Raw genomic sequence first — 25,114 nt, forward strand, 5'->3', positions numbered from 1 at the left:
CCGGCGTTCGGCCGCGCCGTCGCCGACCAGCGCCTGAATGCCGGCGGATTTTGTCGGGCGTGGCCCCGATCGACGCGGCGGGCGGCGCTACCATCGGCCTGTCGCCGCGCCGTCACCGGCCGCATGGCGGCCCCTACCGGCGGACAGCGGAGCGAGCGATGAGCAGCACACGACGAATTCTGGCGATGGCCGGCGCGGTCTGGTTGTCCGCGGTGGCGATGCCGGCAGCGGCGCAGTCGCGCGGTGCGGTGCAGGTCTACGGTTTCACTCCGGGGCCGGGACAGACGGTCGCGCCTTACGACACGGTGCGGCCGCAGACTACGGCGTCGCCGTATCGCGCCGCGGGCGGCGACGGCCGCGCCTATCTCGACGGTTATCGCGACGGCTATCGCGACCGCGGCGACGACGGCTATCGCGGCGGCCGGTACGGTCATGGCTACCGGGCGTACCCGCCGGCGCGGGACGGCGTCTATCTGCACTACGCCCGGCCCTCGGTGCGGATCGACGCGGCGATACCGGCCTACGGCTACAGCGAACTGCGCGGCTACCGGATCGAACGTTACGGCGGCGGCGACTTCGTCCAGACCACCACCGTGATCGACCGCCGGCCTTCGCGCACCGCGACCTACTTCCCCGGCTGGGGCGGCGGCCATGCGCCGGCGCGTTATCCGCAGCGCGTGCCCGGCGGCCTGCCCTGCGTCGACGATCCGATGCTGAGCGGTCCGGATTGCGCCAAGATCGTGCTGCCGGAGGACTGAGCGCAGCGGTGCCGGGGACGCTTTCGCCGAGTTTCCCGTAGCGCGCGCTCAGCCGTGCTGGCGGTGCATCGCGCGGTTCTTGCCGGCGCGCTTGGCCTCGTACAGCGCGGCGTCGGCGACTTCCAGCAAGGGCTTGTAGGACGTGCCCGGCGCCGGCATCGCGGTGGCGCCGCCGACGCTGACCGTGACCCGGCCGCCGGCGGCGCGTTCGTTGGGAATCTCCAGCGCGTGCACTTCGGTGCAGATCTGCTCGGAGACGATGCGCGCGCCCTCCAGGTCGGTGGCCGGCAGGACCAGGGCGAACTCTTCGCCGCCGTAGCGCGCGGCGACGTCGGCCGGGCGCCGCGCGCAGCCGCGGACCACGCCGGCGACCGCTTTCAGCACCTCGTCGCCGGCCAGGTGGCCGTAGGTGTCGTTGTAGAACTTGAAGTAGTCGACGTCGATCATCAGCACCGAGAACGCGCTGCGCTCGCGCGCGGCTCGCGGCCATTCGTGATCGAGGAAGGAGTCCAGGTAGCGGCGGTTGTTGAGCCCGGTGAGGCCGTCGACCTCGCTGAGCCGGCGCAGCACCTCGTTCATTTCCATCAGCTTCTGCTGGTTCTCGCTCAGCGCGCGATAAGCGGCGTCGCGCTCGACCTGGTTGAGGTAGGCGCGCGAATGGTGGCGGATGCGCGCGATCAGCTCGATCGGGTCGGGCAGCTTGACCAGGTAATCGGCCGCGCCGGTGGCGAAGGCCTGGCTCTTGACCGCCGCGTCTTCCTTGCTCGACAGCACCACGATCGGCACGTCGCGCAGGATCGGGCTGTTGCGATACAGCGGCACCAGGCTCATGCCGTCGATCCCGGGCATGACCAGGTCCTGCATGATCACCGTCGGCCGCAGCGCCTCGGCGACGGCGACCGCTTCGCCGGCCTGGGCGCAGTAGTGGTATTCGATGTCGGCGGCGCTGGCGACCGCGCGCCGTACCGCCTCGCCGATGATCGGCTGGTCGTCGACCAGCAGCACGACGATGCGGCCGGGGCGCAGATCGGCGGAAGCCGGGTCGGCGGTGGCGTTCATTGCGATGCGCTCCGTAGATCCCCGAACAGGACCCGCAGCCGCGCCGCGATCCGGTCCAGGGGCAACACGTCGACCGCGGCGCCGAGTTCGGCGGCGGCCTTGGGCATGCCGTAGACCGCGCTGGTGGCGCGGTCCTGGGCGATGGTGGGATGGCCTTTGCGGCGCAGGCCGAGCAGGCCGCTGGCGCCGTCGCGGCCCATGCCGCTGAGCAGCACGCCGGCGATCGGGCCCGGCCAGCGCTCGGCGATGCTGCCGAAGAATACGTCGACCGACGGCCGATAAGGCTGCTCTTTCGGCTCGGCCGTATAGTCGAGCACGCCCTCCGGGGTCAGCACCAAGTGCTCGTTGGTCGCGGCCAGCAACACCTCGCCGGCGACCAGGCCGTCGCCGGGGCGGGCCAACCGCACCGGGTTGGGCGAGTAACGGTTCAGCCACTCGGCCATGCTGCCGGCGAATTTCTCGTCGATGTGCTGGACCACGGCGACCGCGGCCGGGAATCCCGCCGGCAGGCCGCCGAGCACCTCGGCCACCGCGGCCGGGCCGCCGGCGGAGGCGCCGATCGCGATCAGGCGCTCGCCGTTGCCGGCGCGGCGGGTCGGCATGCGCGGCGCGCGCGCCGGCCGGTCGCCGATCAGGCGGCCGATCAGGTCGATCTTGGCCAGCAGGCCGTCGGCCGCGCCCGGCGCGTCGCTGCCGAGCGCGGGCACGTCGGTGGCATCGAGCGCGCCGTGGCCCATGGCCTCGAACACCAGCGGCGCGTTGCCGCCGACGCTGGCGGTGACCACCAGGATCGCGCAAGGGCTGCGCGCCATGATCTGGCGGGTCGCCTCGACCCCGCCCATGCCGGGCATGACCAGGTCCATCAGCACCAGGTCGGGGGTGTTGCGCGCGCACTGCACCACCGCGTCCTCGCCGCTGCGCGCGGTCCATACCACGGTGTGGTCCGAGCGCTGGCTCAGCGCGCGGCGCAGCGCCTCGACCGCGAGTGCGAGGTCGTTGACGATGCCGATTCTCATGCCGATGCGCTCATGGCCCAGTCCTCATTGTGCGATTGCCCGGTTGCGTTGTCGCGCCGCGCTCATGCCGAGGCCTCGCCGATCAGGTCGATCACCGCCTGCAACAGCGCTTCCTCGTGGAAACCGCCCTTGGTCAGATAGAAATCGGCGCCGGAGTCCAGGCCGCGGCGGCGGTCCTCTTCGCGGTCCTTGTAGGACACGATCATCACCGGGGTGGTGCGCAAGCGGGCGTCTTTCTTGATCAGCGAGACCAGCTCGATGCCGTCCATGCGCGGCATGTCGATGTCGGTCACCACCAGGTCGAAATGGCCGGAGCGCACCGCGTTCCAGCCGTCCATGCCGTCCACCGCCACTTCCACCGCATAACCGCCGCTTTCGATCAGCTTGCGCTCCAATTCGCGCACGGTCAGCGAGTCGTCGACCACCAGCACCCGCTTGCGGGTCGCGGCCTGGGCGCCGTCGTCGTAACGCACCTGGGCCAGGTGGCCGGTCGAGACCAGGCGTTCGATCGAGCGCAGCAGGTCCTCGACGTCGACGATCAGCACCGGCGTGCCGTCGTCGAGCAGGGCGCCGGCGTCGATGTCCTTGACCTTGCCCAGGCGCGGATCCAGCGGCTGCACCACCAGTTCGCTGACGCCGACGAAGCGGTCCACGGCCAGGCCGTACTCGTGCACGCGGCCGCGGTCGCCGAGCACCACCACCTGCAGTTGCTCGGGCGCCGATTTGGCTTCGCCGCCGAGCAACTGCTGCGCAGCCACCAGGCCGATCCGGCGCCCGTCGAGGGCGAAATGCTGGCGCCCTTCCAGCCATTGCAGGTCGTGGCGCGCGACGATCGCGGTGCGGGCGATCTGCGCCAGCGGGAAGGCGTAGGGTTCGCCGCCGATCTCGACCACCAGCGCGCGCAGCACCGAGGTGGTCAGCGGCAGGTGTAACTGGAAGCGCAGGCCCTGCTCGGGGCGAACGCTCAGGCGCACGCTGCCGCGCAACTGCTTGACCATGTTCTGCACCGCGTCCAGGCCGACGCCGCGCCCGGAAATTTCGGTCACGGTGCGCTTGAGAGTGAAGCCGGGCAGGAACAGGAACTCCAGCAGTTCGGCTTCGCTGAGCCGTTGCGCGGTGGCCGGGTCGGACAGGCCGCGCTCGATCACCAGCTCGCGCACCCGGTCCACCTCGATCCCGCGCCCGTCGTCCTCGACCACGATCTCCAGCAGCCCGGCGACATGATGCGCTTCCAGGCGGATCCGGCCTTCGACCGGCTTGCCGGCGGCGAGGCGTTCGGCCGGCGTTTCGATGCCGTGGTCGACGGCGTTGCGCAGCAGATGGCCGAGCGGCGCCTCCAGCCTGGCCAGCACGTCGCGGTCGACCTGGGTCTTGGCGCCGGCGATCTCCAACTGCGCCTGTTTGCCGAGTTCGCGGGCGATGTCGCGGACCATCCGGTTGAGGCCGCGGGTGCCGTCGGCGAAGGGCCGCATGTGGCTGGCCAGGGCTTCGTCGTACAGGCGATGGGCGACGCTGGCGAAGCGGCGTTCGAACAGGTCGAGCTGGTAGCTGCGCTCGCCGAGCAGGTGCTGGGCTTCGCTGAGCGAGGTGCGCGCCTGCAGCAGCAAGGCCGCGGCGCTCTGCTCCTGGGCCAGCGCCGGCGTGGCTTCGGCCAGCCGGTCCAGCGCCTGCGCGCCGGCCTGCTGCAGTTGCTTGAGCCGATTGAGCGAGCGCAGGAACGGATCCAGCCAGCGCGACACCACCAGCGATTCGCCGGCCAGGCCGAGCAAGCGGTTGAGATTGCGCGCGTCGATGCGCAGCACGCGTTCTTCGGCCTCGGCCTCGGCGGCCGACGGCTCGGCCGGCGCCGTTGCCGTCGGCGCGGCCGCTACGGGCGCCTGCGTTGCCGCCTGGACTGGCCCGGGCGCGTCGCCTGCGGCGTTCGACGCGGTGCGTTCTCCCGCCAGGGCAGCGGCGAGAGCGTCGCGGAAACGCAGCGCCTCGGGCGCCTCGTCCTGCATCCACGGCCCGGCCTCGGCCGCCGGGGTCGAGGCGATCCGCACCAGCAGGTCGACGCCGCCGAGCAGGGCGTCGATGGTGTCCTGGTCGAGGACGATGCGGCCGTGCTGGGCCTCGACCAGGCAATCCTCCATCGCGTGCGCCACCGCCACCGCCGCCGACAGGCCGACGATCCGCGCCGCGCCCTTGAGCGAATGCGCCGCGCGCATGCACGACTCCAGCTCGGCGGCCGAGGTCGGCTGGCGTTCGAGCAGCAGCAGGCCGTCGGTCAGCAGCTGGCTTTGCCCCTCCACCTCGAGGCGGAACAGGTCGTGCAGGGAGTAGTCCTGGAGATTGCCGTTACTCATCCCAGCCGCCGGTTGATGCTGCTCAAAATCAGTTCGGCGTCGAGCAGGCCGACGCTGCGCGAGGCCGGTCCGGCCGCGGCCGCCGCGGCGTGGGCGCCGCCGTCGCGCTGCGGCACGCTCCATTGGAGCACGCCGGTGCTGAAACGCGAGGTCGAATGGGCCACCGTCGACGGCACCGGCAGGCATTCGGCCGGATCGTAGCGGTGCGAGCCGTGCACTTCGTCGGCCTCGAAGGCCAGGCGCTGGTCGTGCTGGGCCAATACCACCAGGCGCCGGCGCGCCTGCGCCTGCGCGCGCGCCGCGTCGAGCTGGAACAACGATTCCAGGGCCACGCATACGGTCAGTCGGCCGCGCACGTTGACCAGTCCGCGCACCAGGCCGTCGCGGCGGTGCGGCAGACTGTGCACGCTGCGCGGCTCGATCACCTCGTCGACCACCGCGCTGTCCAGCCCCAGCCATTCGCCGCCGAGCCGGAACAGGAAGGCCGAGCCGCTGAGCAGGGCCTGGCCGGCATGGCGCGCCGCGGCCTCGGCGGTGGCTTCGCGCAGGTCTTGCGCCTGCGGTGCGCGCTCGAGCAGGCGCGCGACCGCCGAGCCGATGGCGCCGCGTTCGTCGCCCGGGTTCATGCGCGGTCTCCGCTACGCGGTTCGTGCTTGCGGTGGCGCTGGGCGCGGCTGCGCAGCACGCGCGCGCCGGCGGCATCGCCCTTGGCGTCGAGCAGCAGGGCCAGATGCATCAGGGTTTCCTCATGGGCGGGGTCGAGGTAGAGCGCCTTGCGGAAGCTGTCCTCGGCGCGGGTGGCCTGGCCGATCGCGCCGTACACCAGGCCGAGCAGGTACAGAGGCTCGACCGAGGGCCCGTGTTCGCGCAACTGCGCCTGGCAGATCGCGATCGCTTCGTCGAAGCGGCCGTCGTCGGCGGCGCGTTGGGCGGTCTGCAACGGCGATGCGTCCGCGGCCGGTGCCGCGGCGGTCGGCCGCGGCGCAGCGCGCGGACGCGGCGCGGCGGTCGCCGGTCCGGCCGCGGCGGGCGGGCCGGCGCGCTTGCCCGAAGCGGGTGTGGCCGTCGCGGGCTTGGCCGTGCGCGCCGGCGCCGGCGCGGCGGCCGCCCCGGCCGTCGTGGCATCGGTCGCGCCGGGCTTGCGGAACGCGAACGCCATCGGTAATTGCGCCGAGACGAAGCCCAGCGACAGCATCAGCCCGGTTTCGGCCGGGCCGACGAACATCAGCCCGTCCGGCCGCAGCAGGCGGTCGAGCACGGCGACGGTGCGGGCTTGGGTCGGCGGGTCGAAATAGATCAACAGATTGCGGCAGAACACCGCGTCGTACACCGCCTCGCCGGGCAGGAAGCCGATGTCGAGCACGTTGCCTTGCCGGAAGTCGACCCGCTGGCGCGCCGCCGCGCCGAGCTGCCAGCCGCCCGGCACCGGGCTGAAGTGGCGTTCGCGGTACCGCAGGTCGTTGCCGCGGAACGAGTTGTTGCCGTAGATCGCGCGGCGCGCCTTGGCCAGCGCGCGTTCGCTGATGTCGAACGCGTCGATCGCCAGACGCTCGCCGGACAGGCCGGCGTCGAGCATCGCCATGGCCATGGTGTAGGGCTCTTCGCCGGTGGAGCAGGGCAGACTGAGCAAGCGCAAGCGTTCGGGCGCGCGTTCGCCGGCGCCGCCGGGGCCGAAGCGCTGGGCCAGCGCGGCGAAGGCTTCGCGGTCGCGGAAGAACCAGGTCTCCGGCACCACCACCGCCTCGATCAGCTCCTGCTGTTCCAGCGGCGAGGCGCGCAGCGCCTGCCAGTAGCCGGCCAGGTCGGCGCTGCCGACCGCGGCCATGCGTTCGCGCAGGGCGCGGTCGACGATGGTCGGGCCGATGGTGCTGGCGTCCAGCCCCATGGTTTCCTTCAACCAGCGCTCGAAGCCGGCGAGTTTCATGCGCTCTCGCGGTCCACCGCCGCGAACAGCAGGTCGCGCAGCGACGCCGGCAACAGGCGTTCGACCTGGATCCACTGCAGCAGGCCGTGCGCGTCGGCCGCGACCGGGCCGAGGTAGGCCGCGCCGGCGCTGTCGACGCCGCTGGGCGCGAACTCGGCCGGGTCGCGCTGCACGGTCTCGATGACGTGTTCGGCGATCAGGCCCAGGTTGCGGTCGCGGCCTGCGCCGTCGGCATAGGGCACCAGCACCACCCGGGTGCTGAGCCGCGCCTGCGCCGGCCGGCCCAGGGCCAACTGGCTGAGGTCGATCAGCGGCACCGGTTCGCCGGCGTAGTCGAACACGCCGGCGACCGCCGCCGGCGTCTGCGGGATCGCTTTGGGCGCGACCATCCGCAGCACCGCAGTCACCCGCCGGGCTTCGATCGCGTATCGGTCCTGGTCGAGCTGGAAGACGAGAAAGAGCACGCGTTCTCCGCTGGGTCGGTCGCGCCGCCGGCGCCTTCGCTCAGGCCAGCAGCTTGAACTTGGAAATCCCGTCGCGCAGGCTGGCGCTGACCTGGTGCAGTTCGTCGATGGCCTGGTTGGACTGGCGCAGCGCGTCGACCGTCTGTTGCGCCGCTTCGCTGAGCTGGCTCAGGGCCAGGTTGATCTGTTCGGCGCCGGCGGCCTGCGCCTGCACGCCTTCGTTGGCGGCATCGAAGCGCGGCACCATGGTCTGCACGTGGTCGATCACCTGGGTCAGCTGCTCGCCGACCCGCTGCACGTCGCCGGTGCCGCGGCGCACCTCTTCGGAGAACTTGTCCATGCCCATCACCCCGGCCGAGACCGCCGACTGGATTTCGCGCACCATCTGCTCGATGTCCAGGGTCGCCATCGCGGTCTGATCGGCCAGACGGCGGATTTCCACCGCCACCACCGAGAAGCCGCGGCCGTATTCGCCGGCCTTCTCGGCCTCGATCGCGGCATTGAGCGAGAGCAGGTTGGTCTGGTCGGCGACCTTGGTGATGGTGGTCACCACCTGGCCGATGTTGTTGGCCTTCTCGGCCAGCACCGCCAGCTTGCCGCTGATCGCCGCGGTCGCCTCGATCATCCGGCGCATGGTCTCCTCCATCTGCGCCAGGCCGTCCTGGCCGTTGCCGGCCAGGGTCGCGGTCTGCTCGGCGCTGGTCGCGACCGAGTCCATGGTCCGCGCCAGTTCCTTCGAGGTCGCGGCGATCTCGCGCGAGGTCGCGCCGATCTCGGTGGTGGTGGCGGCGATCTGGGCCGCGGTGGCCTGCTGTTCGCGCAGGGTCGCGGTGATCTCGTTGATCGAGGAATTGACCTGGATGCTCGAGGTCTGGACCTGGCCGACCAGGCCCGACAGCTCGCCGCTCATCTTGTTGTAGCCCAGGGCGAGGGTGCCGAACTCGTCGTTGCGGCGGAAGTTCAGGCGCTGGCTGAAGTCGCCCTTGGCGAACACCTCGGCGGCGCCGGCCAGGCGCTGCAGCGGTTCGGTGATCGCCCTGAGCAGGTAGAACCCGGCCAGCACTGCGACCAGCAGGGCGACCGCGAAGGCGATGCTCATGCCGTAGCGGGCCGACTGCACCGCGTTGTCGATGCGTTGGCCGGAGGCCACCGCGCGTTCGTGGTTGCGTTCGATCAGCCGCCCGATCGCCGTTTCGGCCTTGTCGAAGAGCGGGTCGATGCGTTCGCGCAGGGTCTTCTGCAGCGCTGCGGTGTCGCCGCTGCCGGCCTGGCGCAGCAGGTCGGCCTGCTCGGCGAACAGCGGCGCGGTCAGGGCGGACAAGGTCTGGAAGGCGGCGCGGTCGTCGGCCAGGACGATGCTCGCTTCGTAACGCTTGGCCGTGGCCTCGTAGGCGGCGCGACGTTGTTCCAGTCGGGCCTGGGCGGCGGGCAGTTCGGCGGCCGGCAGCCCGGCCAGCCCATGCACCGCGGTGTAGTACGAATGCCAGGCCGCCTCCATCTGCCCGGAGGCATACAGCCCGGGAATCGAGTCTTTGCGCAGCAGGTTCTCTTCTTCCTGGATGTGCTGCAAGCGGAGGAAGGCGATCCCGCCCATCACCAGCATCGCGGCGACGATGAGGGCGAAGCCGAGCACGATGCGTTGCCGAATCGAAATGTTATTCATGGCCCATCCTGTCGGATTTGTCGCGACTTCTCTAGCCCGGCGGCAACGGCGCGGGGCGGGGGGCGTGACACGCTCATGCGCGGGCTCCGGCGTTGGCGAAGCGTTGGGAACTGCGAGTGGCGGCTGGCGACAGCGGCTTGCGGAAGTGCTTGGCGAGCGGAGCATAGAGGCAAGCGGGGGAGGCCCGGACGTGACCGAGTTCGCACCGTGCGCCGGCCGCTTTCGGTGTATCCCATCCGCTCCCCTGTGTCCGTCGGCCGCCCGGCCTGGACGACGACGCGGCGCCAGCGCGGTCCCGGATCGGGCCCCGACCGCACGCCCGAGGCGACGGCCGCCGACCGGCAAACCTCGGCCGGCCTAGCCGATACCAACGCAGCGCCGCTGCGGCGTCGGCCGCGGCGCGCGCTCAAACCCGCGGCCATAGCCAGGCCGACGCCAGAGCGGCCAGCACGCACCAGGCGATCGTCGCCAGCGCCGGCAGCCGCGTCCGCGCCAGCAAGGCGATGCCGACCGCGACGATGGCCAGGTCGCGAACATCGCCGATGCCCTGGCGGACGATGGGGTCGTACAGGGCCGCCGCGAGCAGGCCGACCACCGCCGCGTTGATCCCGGCCACGGCGCGCGCGGCCCAGGCGCGGCGCATCCATGCCGACCACCAAGGCAGCGCCGCGACGATCAGCAGCAGGCCGGGCAGGAACAGCGCCAGCAGCGCGGCCAGGGCGCGCCACGGCGCCGGCGCCGCCAGCGGCAAGGCCGCGCCGAGGTAGGCGGCGAGCGAGAACATCGGCCCCGGCATCGCCTGCGCCGCGCCGTAGCCGAGCAGGAAACGGTCCAGGTCGAGCCAGCCGCTGGCGACCAGACGTTGTTCCAGCAAGGGCAGCACGACGTGGCCGCCGCCGAACACCAGCGCGCCGGCGCGATAGCAGGCGGCAACCAGTCCCGCCAGCGATGCCGCTCCGCCGGACCACAGCAAAGCCGCGCCCAAACCCAAGGCGAACAGCGTCAGGCACAGCAGGGCGACGCCGCGGCCATAGCCCGGCGCGAACATCGGCGCGGCCGGCGTCGATTCGGCGACGGGCGCCCGGCACCAGGCCAGCCCGGCCGCGCCGCCGGCGGCGACGGCGAGCAACTGCACCCAGGCCCCTCCGATCAGCGCGATCGCCAGCGCGCTGGCCAGGGCGATCAGGCGCCGGCGCCAGTCCGGGGTCAGGTTGCGCGCCATGCCCCAGACGCCGTGCGCGACCACCGCCACTGCGACCAGCTTCAGCCCGTGCACCAGGGCGGCGCCGGTGGGATGGGCGATCCAGTGCGGCGCCGACAGCGCCAGCGCGAACATCAGCGAAGCCGAGGGCAGGGTGAAGCCGACGAAGGCGGCCAGCGCGCCGCGCCAGCCGGCGCGCAGCAGGCCGATGGCGAAGCCGAGCTGGCTGCTGGCCGGGCCGGGGAGGAACTGGCAGATCGCCAGCAACTGGGCGAAACCGGCCTCGTCCAGCCAGCCGCGCCGGCGCACGAACTCGTCGCGGAAATACCCCAGGTGGGCGATCGGCCCGCCGAACGAGGTCAGGCCCAGGCGCAGGAACACCCGGAACACCTCAAGCATGGGCGACGGCAACCGGACGCGGCGGCAGGGGCGGGGCAGATAACGGTTCGGCGCCAGCGGTCACGGTTTCGGTGTCCTGTTCAGCGGATTTAGTGTTCGCTGCAGTGCGGCATGAATGTGACAAAGTGCGCAAATTACATTTGCCCTGCGGCCGCTCCTGGTCGCGGTTCGACTCAAAGGGTACTCGCCATGACGTCCTCGTTTCGTATCGCCTTGTTGTGCGGCGCGGTGCTGACCGCGCTGGGCGCTTCCTCGGCCGCGGTCGCCGGCGGCCGGCCGGATCTGGTGTTGGCGGGGCTCAAGGCCGGACAAGCGCATCGCGCCGGCGAAGTGCTGGTCAAGTTCCGCGACGGCAGCAGTGCGAGCCAACAGGGCGCCGCGCGCCAGGCGTTCGGCCTGGAGAAGCTCAAGACCCTGCGCGGCGGCAATGCGCGCAACGGCGAACTGGCGCTGTGGCGGGTGGCGCCCGGGCGCGACCTCGCCGCGACCGTGTACGAACTGAGCAAGAACCCCAGCGTGGAGTACGCCGAGCCGAACTGGGAGTACCAGCACCAGGCGACCTCGAACGACACCTACTACAGCAACGGCTCGCTGTGGGGCATGTACGGCTCGGGCACCAGCCCGGCCAACGCCTACGGCTCGCAGGCCGCGCAGGCCTGGGCCGGCGGCCACACCGATTGCAGCAACGTGGTGATCGGCGTCATCGACGAAGGCTACATGTACTCGCATCCGGACCTGGCGGCGAACGCCTGGACCAATCCCTACGACCCGGCCGACGGCATCGACAACGACGGCAACGGCTATGTCGACGACGTCCACGGCTGGGACTTCGAAGGCGGCAACAATGAAGTCTTCGACGGCGCGGGCGACGACCACGGCACCCACGTCGCCGGCACCATCGCCGGCGCCGGCGGCAACGGCCAGGGCGTGGCCGGCGTGTGCTGGAGCGGGGTCAAGCTGATCAGCGGCAAGTTCCTCGGCCGTCGCGGCGGCAGCACCGCCGACGCGATCACCGCGATCGACTACTTCAACGACCTCAAGAGCCGCCACGGCCTCAACATCGTCGCCACCAACAACTCCTGGGGAGGCGGCGGCTTCTCGCAGGCGCTGCAGGACGCGATCGGCCGCGCCAACAGCGCCGGCATCCTGTTCGTGGTCGCGGCCGGCAACTCCGGGGTCAATTGCGACACCTCCGACTGCTACCCGGCCGAGTACCCGAACCCGAACGTGCTGGCGGTGACCGCGCTGCGTTCCAACGGCACCCAGATCTACAGCTACGGCGCCACCACCATCGACATCGGCGCGCCGGGCTACGGCATCTGGTCGACCGTGCCGGTCTCGTCCAAGGGCAAGGTGATTCCCGGCTACGCCAGCTACAACGGCACCTCGATGGCGACTCCGCACGTGACCGGCGCGGTGGCGCTGTACGCTTCCTCGCACCCGGGCGCGAGCGCGGCCGACATCAAGAGCGCGGTGATGAGCGCGGCGATCGCCACGCCCTCGCTGAGCGGCAAGACCGTCAGCGGCGGCCGGCTCAACGCCAGCGGGTTCTGAACCCTGCGGCGCCGGCGCCCGCCGCGGGGGGGCGGCGATACCGCCGGACGCAGCGGCGGCAAAAGCGGAAGGCCCCGGTTTCCCGGGGCCTTCTTTTCGCGACTGCTTTGCCGCCGGCTCAGTTCTGCGCCGGAGTGTTCTCGGCGAAGTACTCGTGGTTGTCGGCGTTGTCGAGCGCGTCGGCCGGGTTGCTGATCGCCAGGTTCTTGGCGCCGGCCTGGCCGTAGACGTGGTCGTCGGTGCCGGCGACGGCGTTGAAATGGCTCATCTCGTGGATCAGGGTGCCGGCCTTGGAATCGGTGCCGGTCAGCGGCGCGGTCCAGAAGGTCTTGCAGACGAAGATCTCGTACGGCTGGTTCGGATACACGTAGGCGTAGTAACGCTGGTTGCAGCCGCAGTTGACGGTGATCTGGCCGTTGCTCTGGTCCATGGCCTGGTCGATCGCGACGAAGTGCTGGCTGGCGGTGCCGTAGCGCGCCGAGGTGTAGGCGCCGAACCAGGTGGCGTAGCGCGGGCCGACGGTGCCGGCGGCCAGGTAGCCCTTGGCGTTTTCGGAATAGCCGCGCGCGGCGGCGACCGCATTGCCGATGGTGCCGATCTGGGTCGCGTCGCAGCTCTTGTAGGTCACCCCGCCGACCACCGTGCCGCCGCCGCCGGGCTTGCCTTGGGCGGTGACGTCGCCGCCCTTGCCCGCGCTCCACAGGCTCAGCGGCACGCTGCGCGCGACCAGCGGCAGGCCGTTGTCCTGGCGCAGCAGGCTGCCGTCGGACAGCGAGGCGTACTGCAGGGGCGAGTCCAGGTTGACCACGTACTGGCCGCGCTGGGAGAAGTCGTAGGCCTGCGACAGGTCGATCGTGCTGCGCAGGGTCTGGCCGGCGCGCAGGATCGCGAAGTCCTCGGCCTGGGGCAGGCCGCGCTTGATCATCGGGCCGAGGTAGTCGACCGCGACGCCGTCGCGGCTGACGTTGAACAGCTTGGACTCGGCCAGGGCGGAGGGCAGCTGCCACTTCGGCACGCGCACGGTGTGGCGGCTGGCGTTGGTCACGGTCACTTCGACCAGGCCGTCGAAGCGGCCGGACGAATCGGCGACGGCCATCAGGCCGATGCGCAAGGGATTGGCTTTTTCGTACTTCGGCGCCGCGGTCGCCGAGGCGATCGCGCCGGCCACCACCACGCTGCCCGCGACCGCGGACATGAGACTGATTTTCATTCCGAAACCCCCCGAACGTAAGTGAACATAATGAACGGCAAAGGCCCGTCGCGCGGACCTGATCGCACCTAAGCAGAGCGCGTGCGCGAATGCATTCTGCGATGCGGCAAACGCGCTCCGGCGCGATTAAGCCAGAATGCGCATACTGCGCTCGGCGGCAATGCCGTCCGCGGCCCGGGGGCGCGAAAAACCATGACCGTCACAGCAACATCACGCACGAACGACGAGGTGCAAGCGATGCGAACCATCAAGCGGACGGCAGCGGTCCTGCTGCTCGGCCTCGGCCTGGCGGCCGGGGTCCAGGCCCAGACCATCGGCTACAACATCCGCACCGGCGACGTGTGGGTCGATACCCGGCTGGGCGAGATCAACGACTACGGGTATCGCTATCGCGATCCCTTCATCAACGAAATGACCGGCTACTACGGCGCGCCGCGCTCGCTGATCGACGAGTTGCTCGGCCGTCGCGGCTGGGCGCCTGGCGACGTCTACTACGCCTGCGCCATCGCCCGCGCGCTTGGCGTGCCGTGCTTGAACGTCGTCCGCGAGTACGACCGCTATCCCGGCCGCGGCTGGGGCGACGTCGCCAAGCGCATGGGCATCAAGCCCGGCTCGCCGGCCTTCCACGCGCTCAAGCGCGGCGCGGTCGGCACCTACGATCGCTGGGGCTATCCGATCACCGTCCATCAGTCGGTGCACGTCGACTGGTCGCAGCACGGTCCGGGCAAAGGCAAGGACAAGGGCAAGGGCGGTCACGATCGGGGCCACTACGACCGCGGCGGTTACGACGGCCACGGCAAGGGCAAAGACAAGGGCCACGGCAAGCCGGACAAAGGCGGGCATGGCAAGGGCCATGGCGGCGGGCACGGCAACGGCAAGGGCAACGGCAAAGGGCACTGAACCGCGGCCGCTGGCTTAGCGGGTAACGACAGCCGGCTTCGCGCCGGCTGTCGTCGTTTCCGGCCCGTTCGAGCGGAACGACGGCGCTGATCAAGGCGGACGGCTTGCCGCCGCCGCGCGGCGACGCCGGGCGAGCGCTCAGCCGGCGGGGGCGAGCAGTCCGAGCTGGCGCATCAGGCCGAGGTTGTCCTCCAGGTGCCAGTTCTCGTTGATCCGGTCTGCGGCGATCCGGTAGATGTCGGTGGCGATGAAATCGACCGTCTGGCCGCTACCTTCCACGGTGCCGAAGCGGCCGTCGAAACGACCGCGGAAGCGCAGGTGCACCACCACCCGGTCGCCGGCCACGATCATCTGTTGGATTTCGCAGCGCAGGTCGGGCACCGCCGCGCGCATCGTGCGCGATGCCCGCAACGCGCCCGCCAGGCCTTGGGCGCGGCCGGGCGGCAGGGTGCGGTCGACGAAATCCGGCGCCAGGGCCGCACGCGCCAGGTCAGGATCGCCGCTGTTCCAGAAACTGGCGTAACGGCGCGCGGCGAGCACTCGCGCGGCGCTGCGCGCATCGTCCGGCGCCGCGGCGATCAGCCGCGCCGGTTGCAGCAGCGGCGGCGCAGCGGCGAATGCGGCGGGCGCCGCGGCCAGCAAGGCGGCGAGGGCGGACGCGCATGCGGGGCGTAGCAACGGGAACGGAGTAGAGACGGTCATGGGCGAGGCCGGGCGAGCGCCTGGGGCGCGGGAACGGCATGCTGGCCCGTTCGCGGCCGCGTAAACAGGCGCGCGGCGCAGAGGTATCCTTTCCGATCTGCGAACAATGCCAGCGAAGCATGGCCGGAGCGCGCGGCGCGTGATCGACAACCTGCCCAATCTGATCGCGTTCGACCGCATCGTCGCGGCCGGCAGTCTGTCGGCCGCGGCGCGCGAGCTGGACCTGTCGCTGGCGGTGGTCAGCAAGCGCCTGGCCCAGCTCGAAGAAGACCTCGGCCTGCGCCTGCTGCAACGGACCACGCGCCGTCAGACGCTGACCGAGGAGGGCGCGCTGTTCCATGCGCAGGTGGTGCGTATCCTGGCCGAGGTCGCTGCGGCCGAGGCGCTGATCTCGCGCCGGCGCGAAAGCGTCGACGGCCTGCTGCGCCTCACCGCGCCGAACGACCTGGGCCGGCGCTGGATCGCGCCGATTGTGGCCGACTTCCAGCGCCTGCATCCGCAGTTGAACGTGCAACTGAGCCTCGGCGACGGCCTGGCCGATCTGGTCGCCGACGGCCTGGACCTGGCGATCCGTTTCGGCCGGCTCGAGGATTCCTCGCTGGTCGCGCGGCCGCTCGCGCCCAACTACCGGGTGCTGTGCGCGGCGCCGGCGTATCTGCAGGCGCACGGCGAGCCGAGCGAGCCGGCGCAACTGGCCGCGCACCGCTGCCTGCTGATCGGCGAACAGCCGCGCGCGGACTGGCGCTTCGGCGGCGAGCCGCCGCTCAGCGTGCGCGTGCGCGGCAGCCTGGTCAGCAACGACGGCGGCGCGGTGCACGCCTGGGCCCTGGCCGGCGCCGGCATCGCGCTGAAGTCGATCTGGGACGTCGGCGACGACCTCGCCGCCGGGCGCTTGCGGCGGGTGCTGCCGGGGCATTCGATCCCGGCCGCGCCGCTGCATGCGATCTACGCGCACGCCGGCCATTTGCCGCCGCGGGTGCGGCTGTTCGTCGACTACCTGCGCGAGCGCCTGCGGTCGGCCTGGCGCTGGGAGCCGGCGCCGGCGGCCGCGGACCGGGGGTTCAGATGATCTTGAGGGTGATCGCCTTGAGCACGGCGCGGGTGCGGTCTCGGGTGCCGAGCTTGTCGAAGATCTCGATCAGGTAGTTCTTGACCGTGCCCTCGGCGACGTGGATCGCCTGGCCGATCTCGCGGTTGCTGTAGCCGCCGGCGAGCAGGCGCAGGATGTCGACCTCGCGCCGGTTGAGGCCGTGGCTGGGCGGGGCGGTTTCGCGATAGGCGTAGCGCGCGCGCACCGCATCGGTCGACACCGGGGCGATCGCGCGCCGACCCTGCGCGACCTCTTCGATCAGCGCGATCAGTTCCGGCGGCGATGCGTCCTTGAGCAGGAATCCGCGCGCGCCGGCCGCTATCGCGCGCAGGGCCGCGCCGGCCTCGTCGAAGGTGGTCAGCAGGATCACCGGCGGCGCGCCGGGCACGCCGCGCAGGCGCTCGCACACGCCGTAGCCATCGAGCAGGGGCATGCGCACGTCGCACAGGACCACGTCCACCGGCCGCTCCTGCAGCCCGGCGATCAAGGCCTCGCCGTCGCCGGCCTCGAGCACGATGCGAAAACGCTCGAAGCCGCCGAGCAGGGCTTTGAGTCCGCCCAGCACCAGGGCCTGGTCGTCGGCCAAGGCCAGGCGCAGCGGCGTCGGCTCGATCAGCACAGCGGTACCCATCCGCGCAGGCGGAAACCGCCGTTGTCGCCGGCGCCGAAGTCCAGTCCGCCGCCCACTGCGAGCAGGCGCTCGCGCATTCCGGTCAGGCCGTTGCCGGCTAGCAGCCCGGCCGGCGCGCCGCGGCCGTCGTCGCGCAGTTCCAGCGCCAAGCGCTGGCCGTCGCGCTGCAGACTGGCCCACAGGGTCTGCGCCTGGCCGTGGCGCACGGCGTTGGTCAGCCCCTCCTGGAATGCGCGCAACAACGCCTCGGCCTGGTCCAGGCCGGGGGCGCGCGCGTCCGGATCCAGCCGCAGGTGCAGGCGCAGCTGCGGGAACGCGCCGGCCAGCGCGCGCATCGACGGCTCCAGGTCCAGCCCGTCGTGCAGGCGCAGTTGCTGAACCACCGCGCGCAGGTCCTCGAGCAGTTCGGCGCTGAGCTGCGAACAGCGCGCCAGCGCCTGTTCGCGGTCGAGCCCGGGGTGATACTGCAGCGCGCTCAGGTTCAACCGTAGCGCGGTCAGCTTGTGCCCGGCGACGTCGTGCAGCTCGCGCGACAACCGCAAGCGTTCTTCGCTGCGGGCGGCCTCGGCGAGCATGCCGCGTGCGGCCAGCAAGTCGGCGTGCGACTGCGCCAGGGCCTGGTGCGCCCGCTCGGTGCGGCGTGCCGAGCGCAGCAACAGGATGGCGAAGGCCTGCAGCGCAGCGTGCACGCCGACGTAGGTCCACGGCGCGTCCATCTCGCGCGCCAGCCAGACCACGCCGAACAGCGCGGCATTGCTCAGCGCGAACGCCGCGGCCAACGCGCGCGGTCCGAGCAGGGCGGCGAACTCGATCATCGGCAGGATCAGCAGCGCCGCGGCCGAGTTGTAGCGGTACAGCGCGACCAGGCCCAAGGCCAGCACGGTCAGGCCGGACGCGGCCGCCAGGCGCGCGCGCCGCTCGCGCAGGCGCCAGGACAGGACGAACGCGGGCGCGAACAGCAGATGCAGCCCGCGCGCCAGCGCCGGGACCGGCCAGGCGGCGGCGAAGCCGCTGGCCTGCACCGGGCCCGACCACAGCTCCAGGCCGACCGCGGCCCAGGCCAGCAAGCCGGCCAGCACCGCGGCGGGGTAGCGTAGGGGCGGCGGAGAGCGCATGCGGCCAGCTTGGCCGGCGCGGCCCGGGCAAGGCAAGCCAGGCGCGCGAATGGATGACTTTCGTCACCGCCGGCGCTGACTTCCGGGCTCTGCCGGCGTCGCGGCGGCGACGCCCAGACTGCGCCCACCTCCGCCATCGGAACCCGCCCATGCGCATCCCGGCCCGCAAGCTGCGTCCGCTCCTGGCCCTGTTCGCCGGCGTTGCCGGCACCGCCCTGATCTATGCCGCGATCCCGGCGATCGCGCCGGCGATTTCCAGCGCCGGCGCGGGGCCGTTGCCGCGGCGCGCGCCGGCCGATCCCGCCGCGCTGCGCGAAGCCTATGCCTACCTGCCTGCGCAGACCCGCTTCGACGCATTCGTCGCCGTGCATCAGGGGAGCGAGCTGGCGCGCTGGGGCGATGCCGACCTGCCGATCAACACCCATTCGGTGCGCAAGAGCCTGCTCAGTGCGCTGTACGGCATCGCCATCGACAAGGGCTATCTGCGCCTGGACCAGAGCCTGGCGGAGCTGGGCATCGACGACCGGGTCGTGCCGCTGACCGCGCAGGAGAAGCGCGCCACGGTGCGCGACCTGCTGATGTCGCGTTCGGGCATCTACATCCAGGCCGCCGGCGAAGCCCGCGGCATGAAGGACTCGCGGCCGCGCCGCGGCGCGCACCGGCCGGGCGAGTTCTTCTATTACAACAATTGGGACTTCAACGTGCTCGGCACCATCTTCGAACGCCGCACCGGACTGAGCATCGGCGAAGCCTTCGAACGCTGGATCGCCCGGCCCACCGGCATGACCGGATTCCGCGCCGCGCACGTGATCTACGAGCAGCCCGGCTATACCGAGCACCGCCAGTTCGTGATCTTCCTCTCGGCCGCCGATCTGGCCCGGTTCGGCATGCTCTACGCCGACCGCGGCCGTTGGCGCGGGGTGCAGGTGGTGCCGCAGGCCTGGGTCGAGCGCAGCACGCGCGCCTGTTCGCCGGTGGCCGACCGCGATCCCTTCGACGCCTACGGCTATTTGTGGTGGGTCGACCGGGATGCGGACACGGTCTGGGCGGACGGTTGGGGCGGGCAGTTCCTGATCGTCGATCCGCGCCGTCGGCTGGCGCTGGTCTCGCGCAACGACACCGGCCGCAGCCGCCTGCAGCTGGGGTGGTTCGTGCTGTTCGACGGCGACGGCTGGCGCAGCCACCATCAGCACCTGCACCGGCTTATGATCCGCGCCGCCGGCGCGGCCCCGCAGCCCGATGCGCAGCCCAGCGCCGGGCCGGGCCGAAACGCCGCGCCGCGCCTGGCGGCGGGCGATCGGGCTTGCTAGTGTCGGCTTCTTTGCCGGTTCGCCGCGTGCGCGTCCGCGCCCGGCCCCGGCCAGGAGCGAGCACCGATGTCGATTCTCGTTACCGGCAGCGCCGGCCACCTCGGCGAAGGCCTGATGCGCCGTTTGCGCGTTCAGGGGCGCGACGTCCGCGGCGTGGACATCAAGCCTTCGGCCTATACCGATGCGGTCGGTTCGATCGCCGATCCCGACTTCGTCGCCGCGGCGATGCGCGGAGTGCGCCAGGTGATCCACGCCGCGACCCTGCACAAGCCGCACGTGGCCACCCACAGCTACCGCCAGTTCGTCGACACCAACGTCGCCGGCACCCTGGCCCTGCTCGAGGCGGCGCTGGCCGAACGGGTCGAAGCGTTCGTGTTCACCAGCACCACCAGCGCCTTCGGCGCGGCGCTGAGCCCGGCGCCGGGCGAGCCGGCGGCGTGGATCGACGAGGACGTGGCGCCGGTGCCGAAGAACATCTACGGCACCACCAAGATCGCCGCCGAGGGCCTGTGCGAGCTGTTCCACCGCAAGCATCGCCTGCCGGCGCTGGTGCTGCGCACCTCGCGCTTCTTCCCCGAGGACGACGACGATGCGGCGGTGCGCAGCGTCTACAGCCCGGCCAATGCGCAGGCCAACGAGTTGCTGCACCGGCGCGCCGACATCGAGGACGTGGTCCAGGCTCATCTGTGCGCGATCGAGCGCGCGCCGGCGCTGGGCTTCGGCCGCTACATCGTCTCGGCCACCACCCCCTTCGCGCGCACCGAGCGGGCCGAGCTGCGCCGCGACGCCGCGGCCGCGGTCGAGCGCCACTACCCGCACTGTCGCGAGCTGTACGCGGCCCAAGGCTGGCGCTTGTTTCCCGAGCTCGACCGTGTCTACGACAACGCGCGTGCGCGCCGCGATCTGGACTGGCGGCCGCGCTACGATTTCGGCCATGTGCTGGACTGCCTGCGCGAGGGCCGCGATTTCCGCAGCGAACTGGCGCGCGAGGTCGGGGTCAAGGGCTATCACGCGCAGCGCTTCGAGGACATGCCCTATCCGGTGGCTTGAGCGGCGGCTGGAGCGGGCGGCTGGGGCGTCCGCCCGGCGCTGGCTAGAATGAGTCCCGATGACGACGGCGCCGGGCGTGCCGTCGCCGCTCACCGACGAGGCGCCGCATTGAACCACCGCTACCAGACGATTCCGGGTTCGAACTTCCCGCGCCGCGGCGCGCCGCCGGCGGGATGGGCATGAGCGCGATCGCGCTGATCTGCCTGGGCGCCTGCGACGGCGCCCGGGTCGAGACCCTGATCGGCGCCGCCGCGCGACTGCGCGCGCAGGCCGGCCCGAACAGCCTGCGCGCGTGCTCGGACCTGTTCGCCGACCGCCATCGCGATTACCGCGGCGGGGTGACGGTGAACCTGATGCTGGCGCTGCAGACCGCCGCGGCCGACAGCGTCGAGGCGCTGGAGCGGGGCTTCAAGCAGATCGAAAGCGAGTTCGGCCGCCGCCGCGATCCGCTCCGGGCCTTGCCGGTGCCGCTGGACATCGATCTGGTCGGGCGCATCGACACGGACGTGCAATGGCAGCCGCGCTACGATCCGGGTCGGCCGTATCTGTTCCACGGCCTGCACCAGCTGCCGCTGCCGGCGTTGAAACAGGCGCTGGACGCGGTCGCCGCGCAGCGCGGCTTCGTGCCGGAGCGCAACGCCGAAGGGTTCTATGCCCTGGCCGGCGCGGCCTTCGTCGAACGTTGCCTGCACAGCAAGGATCTTTGGGTCGATTTCGCAGCGGAGGCCGGTTGATGTCGCAGCGCGTCACCTTGATTACCGGCGCCTCGCGCCGGATCGGCCGCGCCATCGCCGAAGCCTGCCTGGCGCGCGGCGACCGCGTGATCGCGCACCGCCGCGAGGCCGACGCCGAGCCGGCGCCGTATTCGGGTCCGGTGAGCGGCTGGAGCTGGGACTTGAACCAGGCGCTGCCGGCCCTGCCCGAGGCGCAGGTCACCGACCTGGTGCTCAGCGCGTCGATGTTCGAGCGCGGCCAGGACTGGAACGCGCTCGACGCGGCCGGGCTGGACGAGGAGCGCGCGCGCATGCAGCGCCATCTGCAGGTCAACCTGCTGGCGCCGTGGGAACTGGCGCTGGCCTTGCAACGGCGCCGCCCGCTGAACTCGGTGGTGATGCTGCTGGACACCTACCTGGACCGGTCCTTTCCCGGGCATGCGGCCTACCAGGTCAGCCGCGCCGCCGGCGCCGGGCTGGTGCGCGCGCTGGCGAGCGAACTGGCGCCGACCCGGGTCAATGCGGTCGCGCCGGGCACGGTGCTGCCGTCCGTGCGCGATCCGGCCGAGCGCGCCGAGCAGGAAGACGCGATCGCCGCGCGCACGGTGCTCGGGCGGATCGGCTCGCCCGAGGACGTGGTCGCGGCGGTGATGTACCTGAGCGATGCGGCCTATTGCACCGGCGAGATCCTGCGCGTCGACGGCGGTCGCTTCCGGTTGTGACGGCCTGAGTCCGAAGCCCGCCAGGCCCAGGCCCGGCTCCGAACGCGGCGGCATCGCCGCCGCGCGCTCTGTCCGGGCGTGCCGGGATGCGCGCGCCGCAGCCCGGGCTCAGGGCTGGGCGGCCAGTTCGGCCATGTGCCGGGCGATGCGCGCCTGCGCGGCTTCGGCGGTGTTGCGCGCGCGCTGCCAGGCCGAGCGCGCGGCGCGTTCGGCCTGCTCCCAATTGAGCGCCGAACCTAGGCGGATGCGCTGATAGCGCTGGCGCAATTCCAGGGTCGGATCGTCGAAGTCGCGATCCGGATGTTCCAGATGCACCGATATGCCGACGTAGAACGCCGGCGCGTAATCGCTGAAACGCATGCCGTCGCGGTAGAAGTCCGCGTGTCGGTAATGGCTGGCCCAATAGCTGAGCCCGGGCGTGTTCGGGCTGTGGCGGCCGCGTAGGGTGGTCGTCATCGCTCAGGCTCCGTGGAGGAACCCCCTGTCGCGCAGATGGTGCCCGAACGCGCTGTTAGATGCACGTGTAGACGGGGATTCAATCGAGCTAAACGTTCATCTCTGCGATCGGCATCCGCTCCGCTGCGCGACCGCGGTCACGTGCCGGCGCGCGCCGCCACGGGCGCCGGTCCGGTCCGATCCGCGGGTCGGGACCCGCGCCCGGACCGGCCCGGGACCGCGCCGGCGCAGGCTCCGGCCGGGCCGGGGCAGTGTGCTCGCCGGACCGCCAAGCGAGGTATGCTCGGACGGGGCAGGCACTACCGGTTCGGCGCGATCATCCACGAGCGAGGGGGCGTGAGCGGAATGACCGACAGTTCCCGCGAATCGGGACGCACCGCCGAGCATCTGCGTTTCGTCCGCCGCATCTATGCGATGCGCTCGCTGGGGCTGGGCTTCGGGTTCTTCGCCGTGGCCGGGGTGTTGTACGAGCAGCGCGCCGCGATCGGGGTGTGGGCGCTGCTGTTCGCCAACGGCTATCTGTGGCCCACGCTGGCCTATGTACTGGCGTCGCGCAGCCGCGACCCCGAGTACGCCGAGTACCGCAACCTGGCGATCGACTCGGCGCTGGGCGGGCTGTGGATCGCGGTGATGCAGTTCAACCTGGTGCCCAGCGCCCTGCTCGCGGTGATGCTGTCGGCCGACAAGATCGGCGTCGGCGGCTGGCGTTTCCTGGTCCGCACCGCGCTGGCGATGCTGATCACCGGCGCGGCGGTATGGACTCTGATCGGCTTTCCGTTCTCGCCCTACAGTTCGATGACCGTGGTCCTGGCTTGCCTGCCGTTCATGGTGGTCTACCCGATGGCGATCAGCAGCGCCGCCTACGGCCTGGCGCGCAAGGTGGTGCGGCAGAACAAGCAGCTCGACCAGCTCAGCCGCACCGATCCCCTGACCGGGCTGCAGAACCGCCTGCACTGGGACGATTCGGCGACCGCGGCGATGACCCATTGCGCGCGCTCGTCCCGCCACGCCAGCCTGATCCTGATCGACGTCGACCATTTCAAGGACATCAACGACTTCCACGGCCATCAGATCGGCGACGCGGTGCTGCGCCGGGTCGCCGGCATCCTGCACGGCGTGGTGCGCCTGACCGACACCGCCAGCCGGATCGGCGGCGACGAATTCGCCCTGGTGCTGATGAACACCGACCCGGAGCCGGCGCGCTCGATCGCCGAGCGCATCCGCAAGGCGATCGAGGACGCGCGTTTCGACGACGCGCCGGCGCTGCGCTGCACGGTCAGCATCGGCCTGGCCTCGACCGGGCTGCGCACGGTCAGCGCGGCGATGTGGATGCGCCACGCCGACGCGGCGCTGTACCAGGCCAAGCAGCGCGGCCGCAACCAGGTGGTGTGCGCCGACGCCGAGGCGGAGCGGGGTTTGCCAGCAACGAAACCGGCTCACTAGAATCCACCGTCCGGAACACCCGGCGCAGACTCGAAGATCGGGGCAGGGCATGGCGGAGCAGGGCGGCAACCTCGCGCAAACGCGCATCGGCGTCATCGGCCTGGGCTACGTCGGCCTGCCGTTGGCGTTGGAATTCGGCAAGCGCTACGACACCGTCGGCTACGACATCAACCCGGTGCGGGTCGCCCAGCTCAGCCTGGGCGAGGACCTGCACCGCGAGAACGAGGCCGGCGAGATCGCCGCCGCGACCCGCCTGCGCTTCAGCGCCCGCTTGCAGGACCTGGCCGATCGCGACACCTACGTGATCACCGTTCCGACCCCGATCGACGAGCACAAGCGTCCGGACTTCAGCCCGCTGATCCAGGCCAGCCGCGCGCTCGGCGCGCTGCTCAAGGCCGGCGACACGGTGATCTACGAGTCCACCGTCTACCCGGGCGCGACCGAGGAGATCTGCATTCCCGAACTGGAAAGCGCCAGCGGCCTGCGCTTGAACCGGGATTTCTTCGTCGGCTACAGCCCGGAGCGGATCAACCCCGGCGATCGCCAGCGCCGGCTGGTCGACATTCCCAAGGTCACCTCCGGCTCCGATGCGGCCACCGCCGAGCGGGTCGACGCGCTGTACCGCAGCATCATTCCCGCCGGCACCCACAAGGCCTCCAGCCTGCGCGTGGCCGAGGCGGCCAAGGTCATCGAGAACACCCAGCGCGACGCCAACATCGCCCTGATCAACGAGTTCGCGCTGATCTTCCAGCGCCTGGGCATCGACACCACCGAGGTGCTGGAAGCGGCGGGCAGCAAGTGGAACTTCCTGCCGTTCCGTCCCGGCCTGGTCGGCGGCCACTGCATCGGCGTGGACCCTTACTACCTGATCCAGAAGGCGCAGAGCGCGGGCTACTACCCCGACATCCTGCTCGCCTGCCGGCGCATCAACGACGCCATGGGCGGGCACGTCGCGGCCGAGGTGATCAAGCGGATGATCCAGCGCGGCATCGCCGTGGCCGGTTCGCGGATCCTGATCCTCGGTCTGACCTTCAAGGAAAACTGCGCCGACCTGCGCAACACCCGGGTGGTCGACCTGGCGCGCGAGTTCGGCGAGTACCAGGCTCGGGTCGAGATCCACGACCCCTGGGCTCACGCCGAAGAGGCGCGGCGCGAATACGGCCTGGAGATGGTCGAGGCGCCGCAGGCCGGCAGCTACGACGCGGTGATCGTCGCGGTCGCGCACGAGCAGTTCCGCACCCTCGGCGCCGCCGGCGCGCGCGCGTTCGGCAAGCCCGGCGCCCTGCTGTATGACATCAAGAGCCTGTATCCGCGCGACCAGGTCGACGCGCGGCTGTAGCCGGCGCGGCGGCCGCGGGCACGGTGCCTGCACCCGCGGCCGGTTATGCT

Annotated in this window: 23 protein-coding genes; 10 read left to right on the forward strand and 13 right to left on the reverse strand. The window is 71.4% G+C overall.

Features of this window, described 5'->3' with window-relative positions; all coding sequences use genetic code 11:
• Positions 1 to 158 precede the first annotated feature (158 nt).
• Complete coding sequence (locus AC3A57_RS08685; protein ID WP_487578547.1) at positions 159 to 758, forward strand: hypothetical protein; 600 nt, start codon at positions 159 to 161, stop codon at positions 756 to 758.
• 48 nt (positions 759 to 806) lie between these two features.
• Here AC3A57_RS08685 and AC3A57_RS08690 read toward each other — a convergent pair whose 3' ends face one another.
• The 8 genes from AC3A57_RS08690 to chrA form a co-directional block, all read right to left on the reverse strand.
• Positions 807 to 1,817 carry a GGDEF domain-containing response regulator gene (locus tag AC3A57_RS08690; protein WP_487578548.1) on the reverse strand — a complete coding sequence of 337 codons (1,011 nt, stop codon included), beginning with the start codon at positions 1,815 to 1,817 and terminating at the stop codon, positions 807 to 809.
• The gene (cheB, locus tag AC3A57_RS08695) at positions 1,814 to 2,833 is read right to left on the reverse strand and encodes a chemotaxis-specific protein-glutamate methyltransferase CheB (RefSeq protein ID WP_487578549.1); all 1,020 of its coding nucleotides are present in this window, start codon (positions 2,831 to 2,833) and stop codon (positions 1,814 to 1,816) included. The genes AC3A57_RS08690 and cheB overlap by 4 nt, the downstream gene beginning before the upstream one ends.
• A gap of 62 nt (positions 2,834 to 2,895) precedes the next feature.
• Positions 2,896 to 5,178, reverse strand: coding sequence for a hybrid sensor histidine kinase/response regulator (locus tag AC3A57_RS08700; protein WP_487578550.1), 2,283 nt, complete (start codon positions 5,176 to 5,178; stop codon positions 2,896 to 2,898).
• Positions 5,175 to 5,804 (reverse strand): chemotaxis protein CheW, encoded by a 630-nt coding sequence (locus AC3A57_RS08705; protein WP_487578551.1) that lies wholly within the window; start codon positions 5,802 to 5,804, stop codon positions 5,175 to 5,177. The genes AC3A57_RS08700 and AC3A57_RS08705 overlap by 4 nt, the downstream gene beginning before the upstream one ends.
• Complete coding sequence (locus AC3A57_RS08710) at positions 5,801 to 7,102, reverse strand: CheR family methyltransferase (RefSeq protein ID WP_487578552.1); 1,302 nt, start codon at positions 7,100 to 7,102, stop codon at positions 5,801 to 5,803. The genes AC3A57_RS08705 and AC3A57_RS08710 overlap by 4 nt, the downstream gene beginning before the upstream one ends.
• On the reverse strand, positions 7,099 to 7,566 hold the full coding sequence (locus tag AC3A57_RS08715; protein ID WP_487578553.1) for a chemotaxis protein CheW: 468 nt from the start codon (positions 7,564 to 7,566) through the stop codon (positions 7,099 to 7,101). Before AC3A57_RS08715 ends, AC3A57_RS08710 begins: the two co-directional genes overlap by 4 nt.
• Before the next feature lie 40 nt (positions 7,567 to 7,606).
• Positions 7,607 to 9,229, reverse strand: a complete 1,623-nt coding sequence (locus AC3A57_RS08720) for a methyl-accepting chemotaxis protein (protein WP_487578554.1) — start codon at positions 9,227 to 9,229, stop codon at positions 7,607 to 7,609.
• Positions 9,230 to 9,635: 406 nt separating this feature from the next.
• A complete protein-coding gene (gene chrA / locus AC3A57_RS08725) occupies positions 9,636 to 10,829 on the reverse strand; it encodes a chromate efflux transporter (protein WP_487578555.1) in 1,194 nt (397 codons plus the stop codon).
• A 189-nt stretch (positions 10,830 to 11,018) separates the two neighbouring features.
• Between chrA and AC3A57_RS08730 the strand changes: the two genes are divergently transcribed.
• Positions 11,019 to 12,383: a S8 family serine peptidase gene (locus AC3A57_RS08730; RefSeq protein ID WP_487578556.1), complete on the forward strand. Its 1,365-nt coding sequence runs from the start codon at positions 11,019 to 11,021 to the stop codon at positions 12,381 to 12,383.
• A gap of 118 nt (positions 12,384 to 12,501) precedes the next feature.
• On the opposite strand, the gene AC3A57_RS08735 is transcribed toward AC3A57_RS08730, so the two are convergent.
• Positions 12,502 to 13,593, reverse strand: coding sequence for a M35 family metalloendopeptidase (locus AC3A57_RS08735; RefSeq protein WP_487578557.1), 1,092 nt, complete (start codon positions 13,591 to 13,593; stop codon positions 12,502 to 12,504).
• 237 nt (positions 13,594 to 13,830) lie between these two features.
• On the opposite strand from AC3A57_RS08735, the gene AC3A57_RS08740 reads away from it, so the two are divergent.
• Positions 13,831 to 14,493 (forward strand): hypothetical protein, encoded by a 663-nt coding sequence (locus tag AC3A57_RS08740; RefSeq protein WP_487578558.1) that lies wholly within the window; start codon positions 13,831 to 13,833, stop codon positions 14,491 to 14,493.
• Between the two features lie 138 nt (positions 14,494 to 14,631).
• Here AC3A57_RS08740 and AC3A57_RS08745 read toward each other — a convergent pair whose 3' ends face one another.
• Positions 14,632 to 15,195, reverse strand: coding sequence for an ester cyclase (locus AC3A57_RS08745; RefSeq protein WP_487578559.1), 564 nt, complete (start codon positions 15,193 to 15,195; stop codon positions 14,632 to 14,634).
• Positions 15,196 to 15,334: 139 nt separating this feature from the next.
• Between AC3A57_RS08745 and AC3A57_RS08750 the strand changes: the two genes are divergently transcribed.
• Positions 15,335 to 16,264, forward strand: a complete 930-nt coding sequence (locus AC3A57_RS08750) for a LysR family transcriptional regulator (RefSeq protein ID WP_487578560.1) — start codon at positions 15,335 to 15,337, stop codon at positions 16,262 to 16,264.
• Here AC3A57_RS08750 and AC3A57_RS08755 read toward each other — a convergent pair.
• Both AC3A57_RS08755 and AC3A57_RS08760 read right to left on the reverse strand, forming a co-directional pair.
• A complete protein-coding gene (locus AC3A57_RS08755; RefSeq protein WP_487578561.1) occupies positions 16,257 to 16,916 on the reverse strand; it encodes a response regulator in 660 nt (219 codons plus the stop codon). The genes AC3A57_RS08750 and AC3A57_RS08755 overlap by 8 nt on opposite strands.
• Positions 16,898 to 18,031, reverse strand: coding sequence for a sensor histidine kinase (locus AC3A57_RS08760; RefSeq protein ID WP_487578562.1), 1,134 nt, complete (start codon positions 18,029 to 18,031; stop codon positions 16,898 to 16,900). Before AC3A57_RS08760 ends, AC3A57_RS08755 begins: the two co-directional genes overlap by 19 nt.
• Positions 18,032 to 18,180: 149 nt before the next feature.
• On the opposite strand from AC3A57_RS08760, the gene AC3A57_RS08765 reads away from it, so the two are divergent.
• The 4 genes from AC3A57_RS08765 (at position 18,181) to AC3A57_RS08780 (ending at position 21,826) form a co-directional block, all read left to right on the forward strand.
• Positions 18,181 to 19,341, forward strand: coding sequence for a serine hydrolase domain-containing protein (locus tag AC3A57_RS08765; RefSeq protein WP_487578563.1), 1,161 nt, complete (start codon positions 18,181 to 18,183; stop codon positions 19,339 to 19,341).
• A gap of 66 nt (positions 19,342 to 19,407) precedes the next feature.
• Positions 19,408 to 20,391 carry an NAD-dependent epimerase/dehydratase family protein gene (locus AC3A57_RS08770; protein WP_487578564.1) on the forward strand — a complete coding sequence of 328 codons (984 nt, stop codon included), beginning with the start codon at positions 19,408 to 19,410 and terminating at the stop codon, positions 20,389 to 20,391.
• Positions 20,392 to 20,570: 179 nt separating this feature from the next.
• On the forward strand, positions 20,571 to 21,125 hold the full coding sequence (locus tag AC3A57_RS08775) for a hypothetical protein (RefSeq protein ID WP_487578565.1): 555 nt from the start codon (positions 20,571 to 20,573) through the stop codon (positions 21,123 to 21,125).
• Complete coding sequence (locus AC3A57_RS08780; protein WP_487578566.1) at positions 21,125 to 21,826, forward strand: SDR family oxidoreductase; 702 nt, start codon at positions 21,125 to 21,127, stop codon at positions 21,824 to 21,826. The genes AC3A57_RS08775 and AC3A57_RS08780 overlap by 1 nt, the downstream gene beginning before the upstream one ends.
• Positions 21,827 to 21,934: 108 nt before the next feature.
• Here the strand turns inward: AC3A57_RS08780 and AC3A57_RS08785 are convergent, their stop codons facing one another.
• Positions 21,935 to 22,282: a hypothetical protein gene (locus tag AC3A57_RS08785; protein ID WP_487578567.1), complete on the reverse strand. Its 348-nt coding sequence runs from the start codon at positions 22,280 to 22,282 to the stop codon at positions 21,935 to 21,937.
• Between the two features lie 345 nt (positions 22,283 to 22,627).
• Here AC3A57_RS08785 and AC3A57_RS08790 point away from each other — a divergent pair, with 345 nt between their 5' ends.
• Together AC3A57_RS08790 and AC3A57_RS08795 are read left to right on the forward strand one after the other, a co-directional pair.
• Positions 22,628 to 23,725, forward strand: coding sequence for a diguanylate cyclase (locus AC3A57_RS08790; RefSeq protein WP_487578568.1), 1,098 nt, complete (start codon positions 22,628 to 22,630; stop codon positions 23,723 to 23,725).
• A 49-nt stretch (positions 23,726 to 23,774) separates the two neighbouring features.
• A complete protein-coding gene (locus tag AC3A57_RS08795; protein ID WP_487578569.1) occupies positions 23,775 to 25,064 on the forward strand; it encodes a nucleotide sugar dehydrogenase in 1,290 nt (429 codons plus the stop codon).
• Positions 25,065 to 25,114: the final 50 nt, after the last annotated feature.

It is taken from the genome of Lysobacter sp. Soil_C_15, assembly GCF_057657315.1.